The organism is Hyphomicrobium sp. 99, from assembly GCF_000384335.2.
GTDB lineage: Bacteria > Pseudomonadota > Alphaproteobacteria > Rhizobiales > Hyphomicrobiaceae > Hyphomicrobium_B.
Genome location: NZ_KQ031382.1, coordinates 3,330,411 through 3,346,519, shown reverse-complemented (window position 1 = coordinate 3,346,519; position 16,109 = coordinate 3,330,411). Strand labels below are relative to the sequence as shown.

The window sequence follows — 16,109 nt, the reverse complement described above, 5'->3', positions numbered from 1 at the left end:
GTCGGTAAAGAGGCGGCTGCGGATATTGCCGATACTTGCAACGCTCGCTATGGCGGCGGTTGCGGCTGGGGCCGTGTGGATCTTGTGGCAGAATTATATGGGGAAGCCGTGGACACGCGACGGGACCGTACGCGCCTATGTCGTTAGGCTCGCGCCCGAAGTATCGGGAACGGTGGTCGAACTTCCCATCAAAGATAATCAATTCGTCCGAAAGGGCGATTTGCTGATGAAGATCGATCCACGCGACTTCCATGTTGCAGTGGATCTCGCCAAAGCGGGCATCAAGCAGGCCGAGGCTGATCTTGCAAACAAGAAAGCGCAGCAAGCGCGACGGAATGCGCTGTCGGATCTCGCGACTTCGATCGAAGAGAAACAAACGTTTACGTCGTCGGCGCAGATGGCCGAAGCCACGCTCGCCCAGCAGAATGCCAACCTTACACAGGCAAATATCAACCTAGAGCGCACGGAGCTGCGATCACCGGTGAATGGATGGATTACGAATCTGCTGATACGGCAGGGCGATTTCGCGACGGCGGGTCAGCAGGCCATGTCCATCGTAGACGCGGATTCGTTTTGGCTCGACGGCTATTTTGAAGAGACTGCGGTCAATCAAATTCGTGAGGGCGATCCCGCGAGGATCTGGCTGCTCGGCTATAACAAGGTTTTACACGGACGCGTCGACAGCGTCGCTCGTGGTATCGTGGTCTCAAACGCGACGCCAGGTAACAGCGGGCTTGCGACCGTCAATCCGATCTTCACTTGGGTAAGACTGGCGCAACGCGTTCCAGTGCGGATTCATTTCGAAGATGTCCCAGAGGATTTGCGTCTTGTCATCGGGATGACGGCGACAGTCGAGATTGAGCCGAAGTCCGAAGTGGCTAAGCCCGAGGTTCAGAAGCCCGAACCCAAGAAGCCCGAACCCAAGAAGCCTGAAGTTCAAAAGCCTGAAGCGCCGAAGCCTGCGGTGCAAATGCCGGAGGCCGAAAAACAGACGGGCGATAAGAGCACTGACGGCGACAAGAACGAAAAAAGCGAGAACACCAATACGAGCGATAAGAGCCGTAAGAGCGATAAGCACCATAAGAACACCGCTCACGGACGTTGAACACTCGTCAGGCCGTGCGCGTCGAGATTATTTCAAAATAGAAGGAACTGAGGGTGGCTCCTGCTGTTGTCCGGCAAACTTGAGGATCAGTTCCATGTTGCTTTTTTCGCAAAGCATTGCCGAGAAAATGAAGCTCGCGTCCAACGAGGAATTGGCGCGGCGTTACGCACGGCGTCAACAGCGGGCTCGAGAAGTCCAGGACAGACGGGGGCGGACTGTCACTGTCGTGAACGTCCACCGCTGCAACCGGTCCAACGGACTGCTCGACGAATAGGCCGGGTCATTGTCGTTTCCCTGCAATGTTTGAAACTGTCCCTCGACGCGTTGGCGGGTAAGCCTTTGTTTACTCCGCTACGGCACAGTCCTTCGAAATCTGTTCAGATTTGGAGCCGTCTGTCATGCGTCGGTCGTGGTTATTGGGCGGTGCCGCCTTCGCTATCCTCGTTGTGGCCGTGCCGCTGACACGGGTTCTCGCAGACAACGTCGAAACGGATGGTGCCGCTGCGGAGGGTTCGCAGCTGGAAGCCGCGGGTGCCGATGCTGATCCGCTAGGTTCGGCGAAAAATCTCAACACGATCCCCGAGGATGGCTTCGGCACGCAGAGACTCGCGGGGCCGGACAATTTTCTCGTTCGGAAGTTGATCGCATCCCGGCCGAACGAAGATCTGGTGATTTGCGTCGCCGGATGCTTCGCTGGGCGCGACCCTGTCGTTTATGCGCAGCCGGCGGACAAGCCGGTTCGCATTCCGCTTGCGCCTCAAACGTCGCTTGGCGGTCCGATGCAGAACCCGGGTCAAAAAATCGACACAAGCGCGAAGCCCGGAAAGGCTGCCGCCGCGGACGTGCCGCTCATGCCGTCGCAAAATCCCCATGAGCCGGTCGTCATCAACCGGACAAACTAAAGCTTTCAAGGTTCATTCAGAATCGAGCAGGGATGAGGCCAAAGACCTCTAAATTTCCCTCGATTTGTTCATTTTGTTCAGCTGAATTTTAGCGCTCACGTAATGCGCGTGGCAGCGACGGATCAGCTGTGCGTCCCCGTTGTTACCCCGACGGCCGGCAAATGCCCCTTGCCTATCCCCGGCCTGAAGGAGACGCCAATGAAGACCTTATCTCGCGGTACATGGATCGCACTCGCGGCCGTTGTCGCAGTTCCCGCGACCGTTGCTATCGCAAAGACGGCTGACAAGGCCGGTTGGAATATGACGCCCGAAACCCGTTCGCGTCTTGAAGAGGGCAGGCTGGCGATGGTGAAAACCGCGCTACAGCTCACGCCCGATCAGGAGAAGCTTTGGGCTCCGGTCGAAACGCAAGTTCGCGAAGGGTTCAAAGCCCGGCAAGCGCGGATGGAAGAGTGGAAGAAGAAGCGCGAGGAGCGCAAGGCCGAGCAGGAGAAGGGTGGCGAGCAAAAGCGCCCCGATCTTGCTGACCGCTTCCAGAAAGTCAGCGAGCGGATGAGCGAGCGGGCCGACCGCATGAAAGCGTTCTCGACTGCGTTCTCACCATTCTACGCTTCGCTCTCTGATGCTCAGAAGGATGTCCTGCGGCCGCTGATACACCAGCTCATGCCGGGTGGCCATCATGGGCACCGGTTTGCGGGTGGATGGGGTCCGGGCGGCCGTCATGGCGGCTGGTCCGGCCATGAAGGCAAAGGTGGTCACGGGCCTGCGCATGATGACGACGGCGACGATCGCGGTCCTCCGGACAAGAAGGGCTGAGCCAAGCTCAAGCTGACGGACTTTCACGGTTCCCCAACTTGCCGGGCACGAATAAGCCCGGCCTTTTTTATGGGCCGGGCTTTTTGTTTGGCCCTGGCGACTCTCCTCCGGAGAGCCGGCCGCCAGGGCCGAAGCAATTTAGCGCGCGGTACGATCGCGGTTGCGATCACCGTCTTCACGGCGCTTCATGAATTTCGGAGCGTCCGATCCGCCCTTCCATGTGGGACGGCCTTCGCCGCCGCCATGATGGGGCTTTCTCGGTCCGTGTCCGCCTTCGCGCTTGGCAGTGCCGGTTTCGTCACGATGACGTCCGGCTGGGCCATGGTTGCGGTCCGGGCGAGCGCCATCTGCATGACGGACGCCATCTGCGTGACGCGCACCATCGGCATGACGTGCCGGGCGGGCGTCTCCACGATATTCGCCGCGATGCTCGCCGCGCGGTGCACCTGGGCGGTGTTCGCCCTGGCGATGTCCGCCTGCGCGATGTTCGCCCTGACGCTGCTCACCCTGACGCGGGCCGCGATGGGGGCCATCCTGACGGGGACGGTCGGCCGAGCGCCGGTCAGCGACGCCAAATTTGGCAGCACCTTCCGCCGAGGGGCCCGCGATCGAGGCTGCGGGATCGTAGGGTCTACGTTCTGGACGGGGGCGATCACCAGCCGGACGCTCGGAACGGGGCCGGCCGGCTCCGCCCTGGAAGCCCGGACGACCACGATGGCCTTCGCCACCGCGAGCCGCGCGAGGTGGGCCTGAGCGGCGCGGAGCGTCGTCGTCACGGCGTCGTTCCGGCATCGGGAGGACTTCGCCGCCGATATCGTCGATAACGACGATCGGCTGCTTCATCATCTTCTCGATGGCGCGGATTTCGCCACGCTCTGACGGATCGCACAGCGAGATCGCGATGCCCGTCGTGCCCTTACGGGCCGTACGGCCGACGCGGTGCACGTAGGTTTCCGGATCGAGCGGCATATCGAAGTTGACGACGTGCGTGATGTTCGAAACGTCGATACCGCGGGCGGCGATGTCGGTCGCCACGAGAACGCGGATGTGTCCCAACGTGAAATCGTTGAGTGCGCGCTGACGGGCGTTTTGAGCCTTGTTGCCGTGGAATGCAGACGAGCTGATGCCCGCCATCGCAAGCCGGTCGGCAACGCGGTCCGCGCCACGCTTCGTTCTCGTGAAGACGATGACGCGCTTGGCTTCTTCGTCGGCAAGAATGGTGTGGAGGCGGCTCTGCTTCTCAGCCGACCTGACCATCATGACCTTCTGATCGATCCGATCGACGACGATGGTCTTCGACGACAGGTCGATGCGGTAGGGGTCCTGCAGAATGTCGTAGGCGAACTTCTTGATCTCGGTGGGCATCGTCGCCGAAAACAGTGCGGTACGACGCTTCTGCGGGATCAGCGAAACGATCTTGTTGATGTCGCGGATGAAGCCCATGTCGAACATGCGATCGGCTTCGTCGATGACCAGCGTCTGCACGCCGGAAAGATCGCAGCTTCTCATGTTGACGTGATCGAGCAGACGGCCCGGGGTCGCAACAAGGACATGAACGCCGCGCTTCAGCGCGTTGATCTGCGGGCCCTTGCTCACGCCGCCAAGAACGACCGCGCGGCGGATGTTCATGTTACGCGCAAGTTTTGCAACTTCCTGATCGATCTGGACTGCAAGCTCGCGGGTCGGCGCGAGGATCAAAGCAACGACTTGCTTCCAGCCCGGCTCGAGTCCCTCTGCAGCAATCTTGTTCAGGATCGGAATAAGAAAGGTTGCGGTTTTACCTGAACCCGTCTCGGCCATGCCGAGGAGGTCGCGGCCTTCCAGCTGCGGCGGGAGTGCCTGCTGCTGAATAGGAGTCGGCGTCGTGTACCCGCATTGCGTAAGGGCACGCGAAAGAGGCTCGGCAAATCCGAAAGCCTCGAAAGTCTGTGTTGTCAAAGTGAAAAAGTCCCAAGGGCTTCGCCCCCCGCGCATCCTGTGCCGAGGTTTGTCCCATGGCCCACACCGGCGCTGTCGGGGTGCGGCCTTGTCTATAAGGATTGATCTCAATGCAGGGTCGAGCGCGGTGATTGAACCGCTTAAAGTGGCACGAGGACCCGAGCGCCATCGAAGAGCAATGAGCGGTGTATCGTGGCGTTTGGATTAAAAGTCAAGCAATTCCGGATCCGCGTGCGTCTCTGACGCGGCCGATATCGGCAAATCTTTCAAGCCCTTGCGGGCGCAAGGCGTTGGCGGATCAACGATGATCGTCCGCAATTGCGCGGCGCATGGCTGCCATGACTCCCGGCTCCGTCATCGAATGTCCGGCGTGATCGGTGATCTCCAAATGGGCGTCCGGCCACCGGGCGGCGAGTGCATAAGCGTTCTTCGGTGGGCATAGAAGATCATATCGGCCCTGGACGATGGTGCCCGGTATGCCTGCTAGCCGGGATGCGTTTGCCAACAGTTCTCCGGGCTCCAGGAAGAAGCTGTTCTTGATGTAGTGCGCCTCGAAGATGGACGTCGGGGGCAGGCGGGCGTCGCTCGCGACGTTCTCCGGCAGGACGGCGTGTTTGGGTGCTAGTTCGGACAAGGCGCGCTCGTAGGCAAACCAGACGTGTGCAGATGGGGTTTGCACGGCGCGATCGGGATCGGTCAATCGCCTGATGTAGGCCGCGAGGGGATCGTGTCGCTCGCCGGGCGGGAGATGATTGCAGAAGGCCTCAAACAGCTCAGGACGGAAAACCTTGGGTCCATCAACGAAGGCCCAGCGAACCTCTTCGTCCGTGCCGAGAAAGATCGCGCGCAGAACAAGTCCCGAAACTCTGCCGGGATGCTGCTCGGCGTAGGCGAGGGCAAGGGTCGAACCCCAGGAGCCGCCGACCAGCAGCCACTTTTCGATACCGAAATGCTCGCGAACCCGTTCCAGGTCGGCGATCAGGTGTTTCGTCGTGTTGGCTTCGCAAGAGAGATACGGATGGCTGCGGCCGGCGCCGCGCTGATCAATCAGAAAGACGTGATCGCGCGCCGGATCGAACAGTGTTCGGTGGAGTGCCTGGGAGCCGCTTCCGGGCCCGCCGTGCAGAAAGACGATGGGACGTCCCCCTTTCTTGCCGACCTCCTCGACATAGATCCAATGCCGGTCGCCGACGTTCAGCATGCGGGCATCGAAGGGGCGGAACGATTCAGGGAGAGTCTTCATCATCAAATTGCTGAGCACGCTTTTTCATAAACGGCAAGATCAGCCGGTAAGGCGCTCGCAACCATCGCAAACGGAATGACAACCGGAGTCTTGGCGGGTCGTCGTAGGACCGTCACGGTGCGCATGCGAGGTTCCGGAATTGCGGCGCTGAGAGGGCTTTCGTGATGCGTCTTATAGCCGGACCGGCAAGGCCCTCGAAACTCCTGGTTTCCGGGTTCGAACCAATTGACGAAAATCGAGACGATACCTACGTGCTCCCACGCCACAAAACGGATCGTGGTGCGTTATGATGATCACCCGCCGATCTCAATGGAGTAAAATATGATCCAGAGCGAACTTCTTCGGAATACGCACCGTGCATCGGCGATAGGCGTAACGCTTGCTGCAGCCCTGGGTATGAGCTTGGCGGCCTTTACCGCCGCGCGGGCAGACGCCGCGACACTCGTCGGAACATGGTCCGGGAATGGCTCGATCAACTTTTCTTCCGGCTCCAAGGAATCAGCAAGATGCCGAGCGCATTTCGCGAAGACCGGCGCGACGAGCTATATAATGTCGGCGTCGTGCGCGACAGCGTCAGCCAGGGTCGATCAGTCCGCAGAACTGACCAGGGTCGGTGCAAATAGCTACGTCGGAAGCTTCTTCAATGAGCAATACAATACGGGCGGCCAGATCCGTATCACTGTCAATGGACGGAGCCAGAGCGTTCGGCTTTCGGGCGAAGCAGGCACGGCGTTTTTCAATCTGAGTAAGCGCTAATATTGCGCCTGCGGCGCGCGGAGTTCGCGCGCCGGTTGCCGGCCGATTGATCGGCATACTTTTTCATTCTGAAAATCCTGCGCGCTGCGGTTGTCTTCGTGATTGGCTCCGAGCATCATCGTGCTCGCTCCGTGCATTTCTCACATGCGCGGCGCATGCATCTTATTGTATTTTGATTTCGTCGCTGATTCGCACTCGGAGGACATTCCGCAACGCGGGTCCGGTTCGAGGTGCGAGGTGGACCTTTCAGCGGCCATGCCTGCCTCTCTAAATCGTCATTCTCGGAGCCTACCCATGATGCGCACTTTTCTCGGCGCGGTGACAGCCATGCTGTTGCTCGCAACGTCTTTCAATTCCGCCTCGGCCGAAGAGATCGACGCCTCGACGCTGACATGTCGCGACCTCAATGCCAAAGCGCAGTCGTCCGACAAAGTCGCGGTATATGGCGCGACCGTCATTCTCTATTGGATGGCAGGCTATCAGGCGACGGGGGAGCAGGGCACGGTCGTCGATTTCGACAACCTGTCGAAAGAGTTTTCAAAGACGACCGAATTCTGCGGGCAGAACCCTGATGTCGGCGTCATGTCTGCGTCCGAGAAATTCATGGGCGAGAACTCCGCGGACCAGACGCCGAAAGCCATCGATTTGGCGATTCTGAAGTGCGAGGCCGTCAACACCACCAAGGATGACGAGACAGATGGGCTCGGGCAGATCCTGATGTGGCTCGCCGGCTATCATGCGAGCATCGCCAAGAGCAAGATCATCGATATGGACAAGTTTGGCGAGAGCGTCACCAAGATGGCGACCTACTGCGCTGAGAATCCAGAGATGGGTCTCTTCACCGCCAGCGAGAAGTTCATGGGCGAAGAAGGCGACGGGGAGTAAGCCAGGACTTTCCGTCATGCCGGCGTAGGCCGGCACCCAGATGACGATCAGCGACCGCTATGCGGAGGCTTGGACGGATCCCGGCCTTCGCCGGGATGACGGAATTTTTGGGTTCTGCCGCGGTTCAGCATCGCCACCGTCGTCATGCCGACGGGGGTCGGCACCCAGACAAGCTTCGACGAAACTGAAAACGCGGTTCGCTCCGCACGGACAGGACGTGAGAATGCGCTGCACGTTGTCGTGGATCCCGGCCCCGGCCTTCGCCGGGGCAGGCTCTGCGCCGGGATGACGGAATTTTTGGGTTCTGCCGCGGTTCAGCATCGCCACCGTCGTCATGCCGACGGGGGTCGGCACCCAGACAAGCTTCGACGAAACTGAAAACGCGGTTCGCTCCGCACGGACAGCACATGAGAATGCGCTGCACGTTGTCGTGGGTCCCGGCCCCGGCCTTCGCCGGGGCAGGCTCTTCGCCGGGATGACGGTGGGGATGGGGCCGAGCGACGAGGCGGCCGCTTGGCGGTGGGACGGGCTATTATTCTCCGTCTCGCTGTTCGCTGGCGAATTCTTCTTCAAGCTCGTGCTCGAGCTTCACGAGATCCTCCGGCAGAGGCATGCCGGTTGCTTTGATCTGGCTCAGCTTTTCTCTGAGCGAGAGATAAATTTCGTGTCTGTCCTGGGGCTCGTTCTGCATCTCGGTGAGAAGCATCGAGATCTCCAGCTTGAGCTGGTCGAAGGCCATGACGGGTACCTTTTGTAAAAGGGAAAAGCGGGGACTACTCCGCCGCCTGTTTGTCCGCGTACCCCAACTGGGCGTTGAGCTTTTCAACGAGATCGGCGGCGGCTTCGGGGATGTTGGTGCCGGGGCCGAACACTGCTTTTGCGCCGGAGCGGAAAAGCTCCTCATAGTCGGACGGCGGGATGACGCCGCCGACGACGATCATGATATCGCCGCGGCCTTCCTTGTCGAGTGCGGCTTTCAGCTCAGGCACGAGCGTCAGGTGTCCGGCGGTCAGCGATGACACGCCGACCACGTGCACGTCGTTTTCGACGGCTTGGCGGGCTGCTTCGTCGGCCGTTGCGAACAGCGGTCCGATATCGACGTCGAAGCCCAAATCGGCAAACGCGGACGCGATGACCTTCTGCCCGCGGTCATGACCGTCCTGACCGAGCTTGGCGATGAGAATGCGCGGCCGGCGGCCGTCGTTCTTGTCGAAGGCTTCGACCAGTTTCTTGACGCGATCAACGCTCGGGTTCATCGCCGCTTCCTTCTTATAGACGCCGCTGATGGCGCGGATTTCGGCCTTGTGGCGGGTGAAGACTTTTTCGAGCGCGTAGGAGATTTCGCCGACGGTCGCCTTCTTACGCGCCGCCTGCACCGCGAGATCGAGCAAATTGGCGTTGCCCTTCGCGCCTTCCGTCAACGCGTTCAGCGCGTCTTCGACGTCGCTTTCGACGCGTTCGCTGCGCAGGCGATCAAGCTTCGCGAGCTGCGCTTCGCGCACGGCGCGGTTATCGACTTTGAGGAAGTTGACCTCGCGGTCGCCTTGGATCTGGTACTTGTTGACGCCCGTGATCGTCTGGCGGCCGCTGTCGATGCGGGCCTGCGTGCGGGCGGCGGCTTCTTCGATCCGGAGCTTCGGGATGCCGGCGGCGATCGCCTTCGCCATGCCGCCTTGCGCTTCGACTTCCTCGATGTGGGTCAGGGCTTTTTTCGCGAGTTCATACGTCAGCCGCTCAACGTAGTGGCTGCCGCCCCACGGATCGATGGTGCGTGTGGTGCCGCTTTCCTGCTGCAACAGCAGCTGAGTATTGCGGGCGATGCGGGCGGAAAAGTCCGTCGGCAATGCGATCGCCTCGTCGAGGCCGTTCGTGTGCAGCGACTGCGTGTGGCCCTGCGTTGCGGCCATCGCCTCGAGGCACGTGCGCGTCGCGTTGTTGAAGATGTCCTGCGCGGTCAGCGACCATCCGGACGTCTGCGAATGGGTACGCAGCGACAGCGAGCGTGCGTCCTTCGGATTGAATTCTTCCTTGATGAGCTTCGCCCAAAGGAGACGCGCGGCGCGCATCTTGGCGATCTCCATGAAGTAATTCATGCCGATCGCCCAGAAGAACGAGAGGCGCGGCGCGAAGGCGTCGATATCGAGACCGGCTGCAACGCCTGCGCGCGCGTATTCGATGCCGTCGGCGATCGTGTAGCCGAGTTCGAGGTCGGCCGTCGCACCCGCTTCCTGCATGTGATAGCCGGAAATCGAGATCGAATTGAACTTCGGCATGTTCGCGCTGGTGTAGGCGAAGATGTCGGACACGATCCGCATCGATGGCGCAGGCGGATAAATGTAGGTGTTGCGCACCATGAACTCTTTCAGAATGTCGTTCTGAATGGTTCCGGCGAGCTTTTGCGGCGAGACGCCCTGTTCTTCGCCCGCAACGATGAAGAGGGCGAGAATGGGAAGCACGGCGCCGTTCATGGTCATCGAGACGGTCATGTCCTGGAGCGGAATGCCGTCGAACAGAACGCGCATGTCGTAGATCGAATCGATCGCGACGCCTGCCATGCCGACGTCGCCCTTCACGCGCGGATGATCGGAATCGTAGCCGCGATGGGTCGCGAGATCGAACGCGATGGAAAGGCCCTTCTGGCCGGCTGCGATGTTGCGGCGATAGAAGGCGTTCGAATCTTCCGCCGTCGAGAAGCCGGCGTATTGGCGGACTGTCCAGGGCTGCAGTGCGTACATCGCCGGATAGGGCCCCCGCACGTAGGGCGCGATGCCGGGCAGGCCGTCGATAAAGTCGAGACCGGCCGTATCCTCATCGGTGAAGACCGGCTTCACCGGGATCCCTTCGGGGGTTTCCCAGACGGGCGCCTCTGGAGCGGTTGCCTTCGCAGCCGGCTTTCCGGTCGCGGGAGGGTCGAGAGGCACCTGTGCGAAATTCGGGATCGACGTCATTTAGGGCACTGATCCGGTATGAGAGGATGGGTCCTGGATTGGTCCCGGGATTGGTTCGGGGCACGGTACGGCAAAACCGGGTGCTCAGACAATCGCCGTGCGACGTCTTGCTTGGCGCCTGGCGACTCCGCTGCGCGGAGCCGGCCGCCAGGCGCGGGCCTGGGGCGGCCGCCGGTGCGGGCTTGGGGCGGCCGCCCGGCGCGGGAAGGTGGCGCTTCAACTCGGTCTTGGGCCGAGAAGGTAGTCTCTGCGACGGAGCAGAAGGTCGTTAAATGACGGCGAACAGCACCCCGCTCAGAGCGGCGGTGATCAGGTCGTTCTGCTGAACGCCGGGCGGCGCTGGAGCGAGGGGCGAGAGCACGACGTAGATTGTCTCGCCAACCACCAGCCAGATGACCGCTGCCAGCACGATGAACTTGATGAGCCTCGCCAGGCTGCTTCCCGTGTTCGCGCCGACGAGTTTCGCGACCGGCGGAAAGACGAATGTGCCGATCGGAATATACCAGAGGAATGCCGCCACCAGAGCCGACGGGAGATCTTCAGCGTAATTCTGAAGGGCCGTTCCCGTGACCTCGCCGACATGGGGACTCGCGTAAAATTGGTAGTCGGACAGCGCCAGCATCGTTGTCGCGGGGATGAGTGCGGAAATGATGGCGGCGAGCAACCCCATCAACGTCAGCCGTAAGAGCGAATGGCCCTGTGGATGTGCGTTCGGCGCCGGAGACGTGGCCATGATGACATCCTGTGTCGTTTCCGGCGGCACCGCGGATTGCGCATGCCCGTGGCGGGGACGAGGAAACGCGGCGGTCAATCAAAGACATTTCCGGACGCCGCTTCCGGAGCCGAGAATGCCACAAACTTCGGCTTGATGTGTAAACCCGCCTTACCGCTTCTTCCAAGGTCAGACATGCAACGCAAGGTCTCCGACAGGAACCCTAAGACGAGTGCGGCTCGGCTCTGGGCGCCGCTCGCGCGTTTCATCGATTGGGAAGCGGAGCTTGGGGAGGCGGCCGAGGCACGTGGGCGTGGCGCTCACTTTGCATACGAGTTCGTTCGCTTTGGCGTCAAACAGGCGTGGGCCTGTCTTTTCGGAGCGTCGATGTTGGTGCTGCTGATCGCGACGCATCTTCTCTATCCGAAAGGGGCGATGCTCGCGCGTTATGATTTCCTCGTCGTCGCGGCTGTGCTCATTCAAATCCTGATGGTCACTTTCAAGCTCGAGACCATCGACGAGGTGAAGGTCATTTGCATCTTCCATATCGTCGGCACGGTTATGGAGGTTTTCAAGACTTCGGTCGGTTCGTGGCTTTATCCTGAGCCCAGTTTTCTTCGTATCGGCGGCGTTCCGTTATTCACCGGATTTATGTATGCGGCGATCGGTTCGTATATTGCCCGGTGCTGGCGGCTCTTCGATTTCCGGTTTACGCGGCATCCGCCCGTTTGGGCGCTGGGGATTTTGAGTGTCGCGATCTATGCGAACTTCTTTGGCCATCACTATGTGTGGGATGCGCGGCCGATACTGTTTGCAGCGGCGATCATCCTGATCGGGCCGTGTACGGTCTACTACAAGATCTGGAAGGTACACCGGCACATGCCGCTGCTGCTTGGACTTCTCCTGGTCGCAGTTTTTATCTGGCTTGCGGAGAATATCGGGACGTTCACCGCAGCGTGGGCCTATCCCCACCAGCGGCACGGTTGGGAGCCCGTCGGGATCGGCAAGCTCGGATCGTGGTTTCTGCTGATGTTGATTTCATATACACTTGTCGCGTGGCTCAACCGGCCGAATGCGATGGCAAATACGAATAGCTAAGGACATTATTTACTGCGAATTCGGGTAGGACCATTCCGCCGGAACGCTTTTGCCGTACAATAGGGCGCTATTCCCTCGGAGCGGATTCCATGGCGCACTCCCCCTATATCGCGACTGCTTTGCTTCTCGCCGTCACAGCCGTTGCAACGAATGCATCAGCGGCTGGTAGCGGCGCGGCCCTCGATCTCGCTGCGCAGGTGCGTCAGCAGGGTTTTCCTTGCGATAAGCCGCAGGGCGCGGAAAAAAACAACAAGGCGTCGAGACCCAACGAGGAAGTTTGGATCCTCAAGTGCGAGAACGGGTCTTATCGGATGACGGTCATTCCGGACATGGCGGCGAAGATCGAGAAGCTCGGCAAGCAGTAATTTCTGATCCATTCCGGCGACCGGAGCGTGCCTCGAAGAGGTGTCCCGAGCGGAACAGCGGCGGCTGTTCGATTAGCGCATTCTTCCTCTCATCAGACATCACCTGCTGTTGAAGCCATTTGAGAGGATCACAATCATGTCGGGCATCGTCGTTGCTTCCGCTGCCGCAGCAATCACCACCGTTGCGACTGTCGTGGTCGCTGCCCTGCCTGACGCGCAAGCGCTCCTCTCGCCGCTGACCGAAGGCGGCAACGAGTATGCGGTGACGGCCGTTTCGGTGCTCGCTTCCATTCCGATGCTCGGCATCATGGCTGTGTTCGCGACGTCCGCTCGCGAATAGCGCGGATCGACTTTTCGATTTCCTCCGACGTCCTCGCTCCTTCCCCCAGCACCTTGCCGGCTCTTCATCGGAGCCGGCATTTTTTGTTTTCAGGGCTGCTCTGTTGCTCAAACGGAGCATGCAAGTCGGCCATTCTCCTGCCTTGGTTGCTGACCAATTATCTCGTGGGAAGATGGGGGGTTACGGAAGAGAGCTTCCAACCACTCCGATTTGTGAAAAGGGTGCCACGGCGCCGGTGCGGGCCGGAGTGGACGAGTGGTCCCATGTATCGCGTGGGGGTATGCGTCGTGAAATTTAAAGCGTTGATCGTGGCCGGAGGCGTGGTCGCCGCATCGGCTTTTTCGGCTCCGTTACAATTCGGAGCAGGCAACAAGGCCGACGCGGCCGATGCCGGGCAACTGCCTCAACAAGAAATCATTACGGTTCCGGAGTTCGTGCCGATCTTGAGCTTCAGCCAATTTGTGCTCGCCACCGAGCAATTTGTTGAATCGAACCGCGTCGCAGCGGCGGAAGCTCTGAGTGCGAAATTCGCTGTGGCTTCCGAAGGGCACCAGATCGAGATCAACCAAGGTCCGCAACCAACGCCCGCGATCGTCGAAAGTGCGATGACTCTTACGGTTCCGGACCCGGCCGAAAAGCCTGCCGTGGCTCTTGCCGATCCGATGAAGGTTGCGACGGTCGCTCAGACCGCGACGGAAGTTCCTGCCGCCCAGGAAGAGACCGAGGAGACGGCAGCGAAGGCGACAGCCGAGACGGAGACGAAGTCTTCGGCCACGGTCCGGCCGCGTTCGGAGAAGCGCTTCCGGCCCGCTATGGGTCTCGGAATGCCGGTCGATGCGGAAGACGACGCGATGTCGTCCTACTTCTCTCAGGGTAAGCCCAAAAAGAAAAGTGCGGAGCGAACCAGAAGTGGCCGCGTTGCTTCAACGAACAGTTTCGTAATTGTCGGCGCGCCGAACCCGCCCGCGGTCAACCAAGGCACCATCCCGAAGGAAGCCTTTCAGATCGGCATTCCCGGGCAGTCGATGGAGCCGCAGATCTCAACTTGCGCGACGAGGGAACGGACGTGCTGGGGAAAATTCTGCGGCTGCTGATTTAGCTCGCTCGTGAGGAGCGCTAGGTCAGCTTCTTCTGCAGTCCCTCGAGCGTTGCGACTGCGTCGGCTCCTGCGAAGAGGAATTGGTCGACGCCTGCCGTTTTGAGCGCGGCTTCCTTTTCGCCCGGCCGTCCCGCCATAAGGACCAGCTTGGCGCCCGCGGCTTTCAACGCTTTTGCGACCGGTTCGGCGAGCGTCGCGTTGACGGCATCGGACGAGCAGATGCACGCGGCGTCGGCGCCGGATTTGCGGAAGGCTTCGACTGCGTCTTCCGGCGTTTTGTAGCCGTCGCTTACGAGCGTTGTGATGCCGCCTGCTGCGAGGTAGTTCTTCGTCCAAGTCGTGCGAATGTTGTGATCGACGATCTCGCCCATGCTGGCGAGAAAGACTTTGAAGCCGCCGTGTGCGTCGGCGGCATCGCGCAGAGCCTCGAAGGCTTCGCCAAGGCGATGCGGCTTCAGCGGCGTCACTTCGATCGCGGCTTTGGTGGCGGGCGGAGTTGGCGCGGACCAGGGTTCGGCGTGGACACCATCATCGCCGAGCAGCGGGAAGGCGTTGACGCCCGTCAGCTCTTGCCGCACCGTCGCGATCGACTTGGCGCGGGCCTCGGCGGTCTTGCCGATGGTTTCCTGGATGAAGCCCGACTGGAGGCATTCGAGGAGGCCGCCGCGCGCTTCGATGTCCTGGAAAATTTCCCAGGCTTTTCTCGCCATATCGTCTGTCAGGTTTTCGACGTACCAGGAACCGCCTGCCGGGTCGTTGACGCGGCCGAGATTGCTTTCTTCCTGGCAGACGATCTGGATGTTGCGGGCGACGCGGCGCGCGAAGGCGTCGGGCTTGCCAAGCGCGAACGTGAAGGGAAGGACGACGATTGCGTCCGCTCCGCCGAGCGCTGCGCCGGCGCAGGCGATGGTCGTGCGCAGGATGTTGGTCCAGGGGTCGCGCTTCGCCATGATGCGGTAAGACGTCGGGCAGTTGAGCTTGACGGCGGAGGCGACATCACCCACGCCCGAAGCATCGGCGACGCGCCAGATCAAACGGCGGGCTGCGCGCAGCTTCGCAATCGTCGAAAATTCGTCGATGTCGGCTGCGAGCGAGACATTGATTTTCGGGAGAGCCTTGGCGGGTGGAATGCCTCCTTGCTCGGCGGCACGCAGATAGGCCACGAGCGCGGAAAGCATGAAGGCCAGTTCCTGCGCTTCGCTCGCGCCTGCAACGTGCGCGACGACGCCGTCGGCGGTCATGACTTGCACGCGCGGGCTCGCCTCGGTCGTGTTCATCAAGGCGACGGCGCGCGCCAGTGCCGTCTCGACCGGTTCGGAGAGGCGGCCCGTCATTGCGAGCGTTCCGATCGGGTCGGCGCCGAAGGAGCCTTGGCGGTCGGCGGCCTTTATGCCGCGAGCATCCCATTCGACGTTGAGCGCCAGGGCGGCGTCGAAAAAGTTCTCCTGAGCGACGAGGACGATCGGGCAGACGTCCAGCAGGACGTCCTTCAGAGCCGTGGCGAAAGCCTCCTTCGTCGGCGGCAGGCCATTGCCGCCTGCCTGCAGGGCGATCGAGGTCACGCCGCCTGTGAGATCTTCCAGGATCGCGGTGTTGAGTGCCTTGGGATCGCTCTCGATGTGGATCGTGCGGATGTCCCAGCCGAGGCCGTCGCGGACGGGTTTCGTGCCGCGGGTGAAGGGGGCTGACCCAGGAAGGGCGTTCACGGCGCTCTGCAGGGCGTCGCCACGGGTATAGAGCGGGTTGATCTTGATGCCGTCGGCCGTGCGGGTGACGAGCCGTTTCTCGAAATCGGCGCCCTTCAGCGCCTTATCGACCAGTCCGCGCCACTGTTCAGTGCTGGCGGCGGGAAAGTCGTTTGCGAGGTGCAGTTCGTTCGTCGAGGTTGTCATACAACTTGGC

15 protein-coding genes are annotated in these 16,109 nt (G+C 61.0%); 9 read left to right on the top strand and 6 right to left on the bottom strand.

The genetic code is table 11. From position 1 onward, the window contains the following. The first annotated feature begins 25 nt into the window (after positions 1-25). The 3 genes from G359_RS16205 to G359_RS16195 all read left to right on the top strand — a co-directional run bounded on the left by G359_RS16205 (position 26) and on the right by G359_RS16195 (position 2,823). Positions 26-1,105 (top strand): efflux RND transporter periplasmic adaptor subunit, encoded by a 1,080-nt coding sequence (locus G359_RS16205; protein WP_245280068.1) that lies wholly within the window; start codon positions 26-28, stop codon positions 1,103-1,105. Positions 1,106-1,503: 398 nt separating this feature from the next. Beyond that, positions 1,504-2,007, top strand: a complete 504-nt coding sequence (locus G359_RS16200) for a hypothetical protein (RefSeq protein ID WP_156150800.1) — start codon at positions 1,504-1,506, stop codon at positions 2,005-2,007. Between the two features lie 198 nt (positions 2,008-2,205). Next, positions 2,206-2,823 carry a Spy/CpxP family protein refolding chaperone gene (locus G359_RS16195; RefSeq protein ID WP_045838123.1) on the top strand — a complete coding sequence of 206 codons (618 nt, stop codon included), beginning with the start codon at positions 2,206-2,208 and terminating at the stop codon, positions 2,821-2,823. A gap of 138 nt (positions 2,824-2,961) precedes the next feature. On the opposite strand, the gene G359_RS16190 is transcribed toward G359_RS16195, so the two are convergent. Both G359_RS16190 and pip read right to left on the bottom strand, forming a co-directional pair. Continuing rightward, positions 2,962-4,761, bottom strand: coding sequence for a DEAD/DEAH box helicase (locus tag G359_RS16190; RefSeq protein ID WP_045836962.1), 1,800 nt, complete (start codon positions 4,759-4,761; stop codon positions 2,962-2,964). 298 nt (positions 4,762-5,059) lie between these two features. Then, positions 5,060-6,004, bottom strand: coding sequence for a prolyl aminopeptidase (gene pip, locus G359_RS16185; protein ID WP_045838122.1), 945 nt, complete (start codon positions 6,002-6,004; stop codon positions 5,060-5,062). A gap of 321 nt (positions 6,005-6,325) precedes the next feature. On the opposite strand from pip, the gene G359_RS16175 reads away from it, so the two are divergent. Then, the gene (locus tag G359_RS16175; protein ID WP_045836960.1) at positions 6,326-6,760 is read left to right on the top strand and encodes a hypothetical protein; all 435 of its coding nucleotides are present in this window, start codon (positions 6,326-6,328) and stop codon (positions 6,758-6,760) included. A 294-nt stretch (positions 6,761-7,054) separates the two neighbouring features. After that, positions 7,055-7,645, top strand: a complete 591-nt coding sequence (locus tag G359_RS16170) for an HdeA/HdeB family chaperone (RefSeq protein WP_045836959.1) — start codon at positions 7,055-7,057, stop codon at positions 7,643-7,645. Between the two features lie 532 nt (positions 7,646-8,177). On the opposite strand, the gene G359_RS16160 is transcribed toward G359_RS16170, so the two are convergent. From G359_RS16160 to G359_RS16150, 3 genes are all read right to left on the bottom strand, one after another. Continuing rightward, complete coding sequence (locus tag G359_RS16160; RefSeq protein ID WP_045836957.1) at positions 8,178-8,384, bottom strand: hypothetical protein; 207 nt, start codon at positions 8,382-8,384, stop codon at positions 8,178-8,180. 34 nt (positions 8,385-8,418) lie between these two features. After that, positions 8,419-10,593, bottom strand: coding sequence for a methylmalonyl-CoA mutase (scpA, locus tag G359_RS16155; RefSeq protein ID WP_045836956.1), 2,175 nt, complete (start codon positions 10,591-10,593; stop codon positions 8,419-8,421). A 268-nt stretch (positions 10,594-10,861) separates the two neighbouring features. Continuing rightward, entirely contained in the window at positions 10,862-11,326 is a 465-nt protein-coding gene (locus G359_RS16150) for a hypothetical protein (RefSeq protein WP_156150798.1), read from the bottom strand. Positions 11,327-11,500: 174 nt separating this feature from the next. On the opposite strand from G359_RS16150, the gene G359_RS16145 reads away from it, so the two are divergent. From G359_RS16145 to G359_RS16130, 4 genes are all read left to right on the top strand, one after another. Further along, positions 11,501-12,403 carry a DUF817 domain-containing protein gene (locus tag G359_RS16145; RefSeq protein ID WP_045838121.1) on the top strand — a complete coding sequence of 301 codons (903 nt, stop codon included), beginning with the start codon at positions 11,501-11,503 and terminating at the stop codon, positions 12,401-12,403. An 89-nt stretch (positions 12,404-12,492) separates the two neighbouring features. Further along, complete coding sequence (locus G359_RS16140; RefSeq protein WP_045836954.1) at positions 12,493-12,768, top strand: hypothetical protein; 276 nt, start codon at positions 12,493-12,495, stop codon at positions 12,766-12,768. A 136-nt stretch (positions 12,769-12,904) separates the two neighbouring features. Then, positions 12,905-13,108 (top strand): hypothetical protein, encoded by a 204-nt coding sequence (locus G359_RS16135; RefSeq protein WP_045836953.1) that lies wholly within the window; start codon positions 12,905-12,907, stop codon positions 13,106-13,108. Positions 13,109-13,395: 287 nt separating this feature from the next. Next, complete coding sequence (locus G359_RS16130; RefSeq protein WP_045836952.1) at positions 13,396-14,202, top strand: hypothetical protein; 807 nt, start codon at positions 13,396-13,398, stop codon at positions 14,200-14,202. Positions 14,203-14,224: 22 nt separating this feature from the next. On the opposite strand, the gene G359_RS16125 is transcribed toward G359_RS16130, so the two are convergent. Next, positions 14,225-16,099, bottom strand: a complete 1,875-nt coding sequence (locus G359_RS16125; protein ID WP_045836951.1) for a methylmalonyl-CoA mutase family protein — start codon at positions 16,097-16,099, stop codon at positions 14,225-14,227. Between the last annotated feature and the right edge of the window lie 10 nt (positions 16,100-16,109).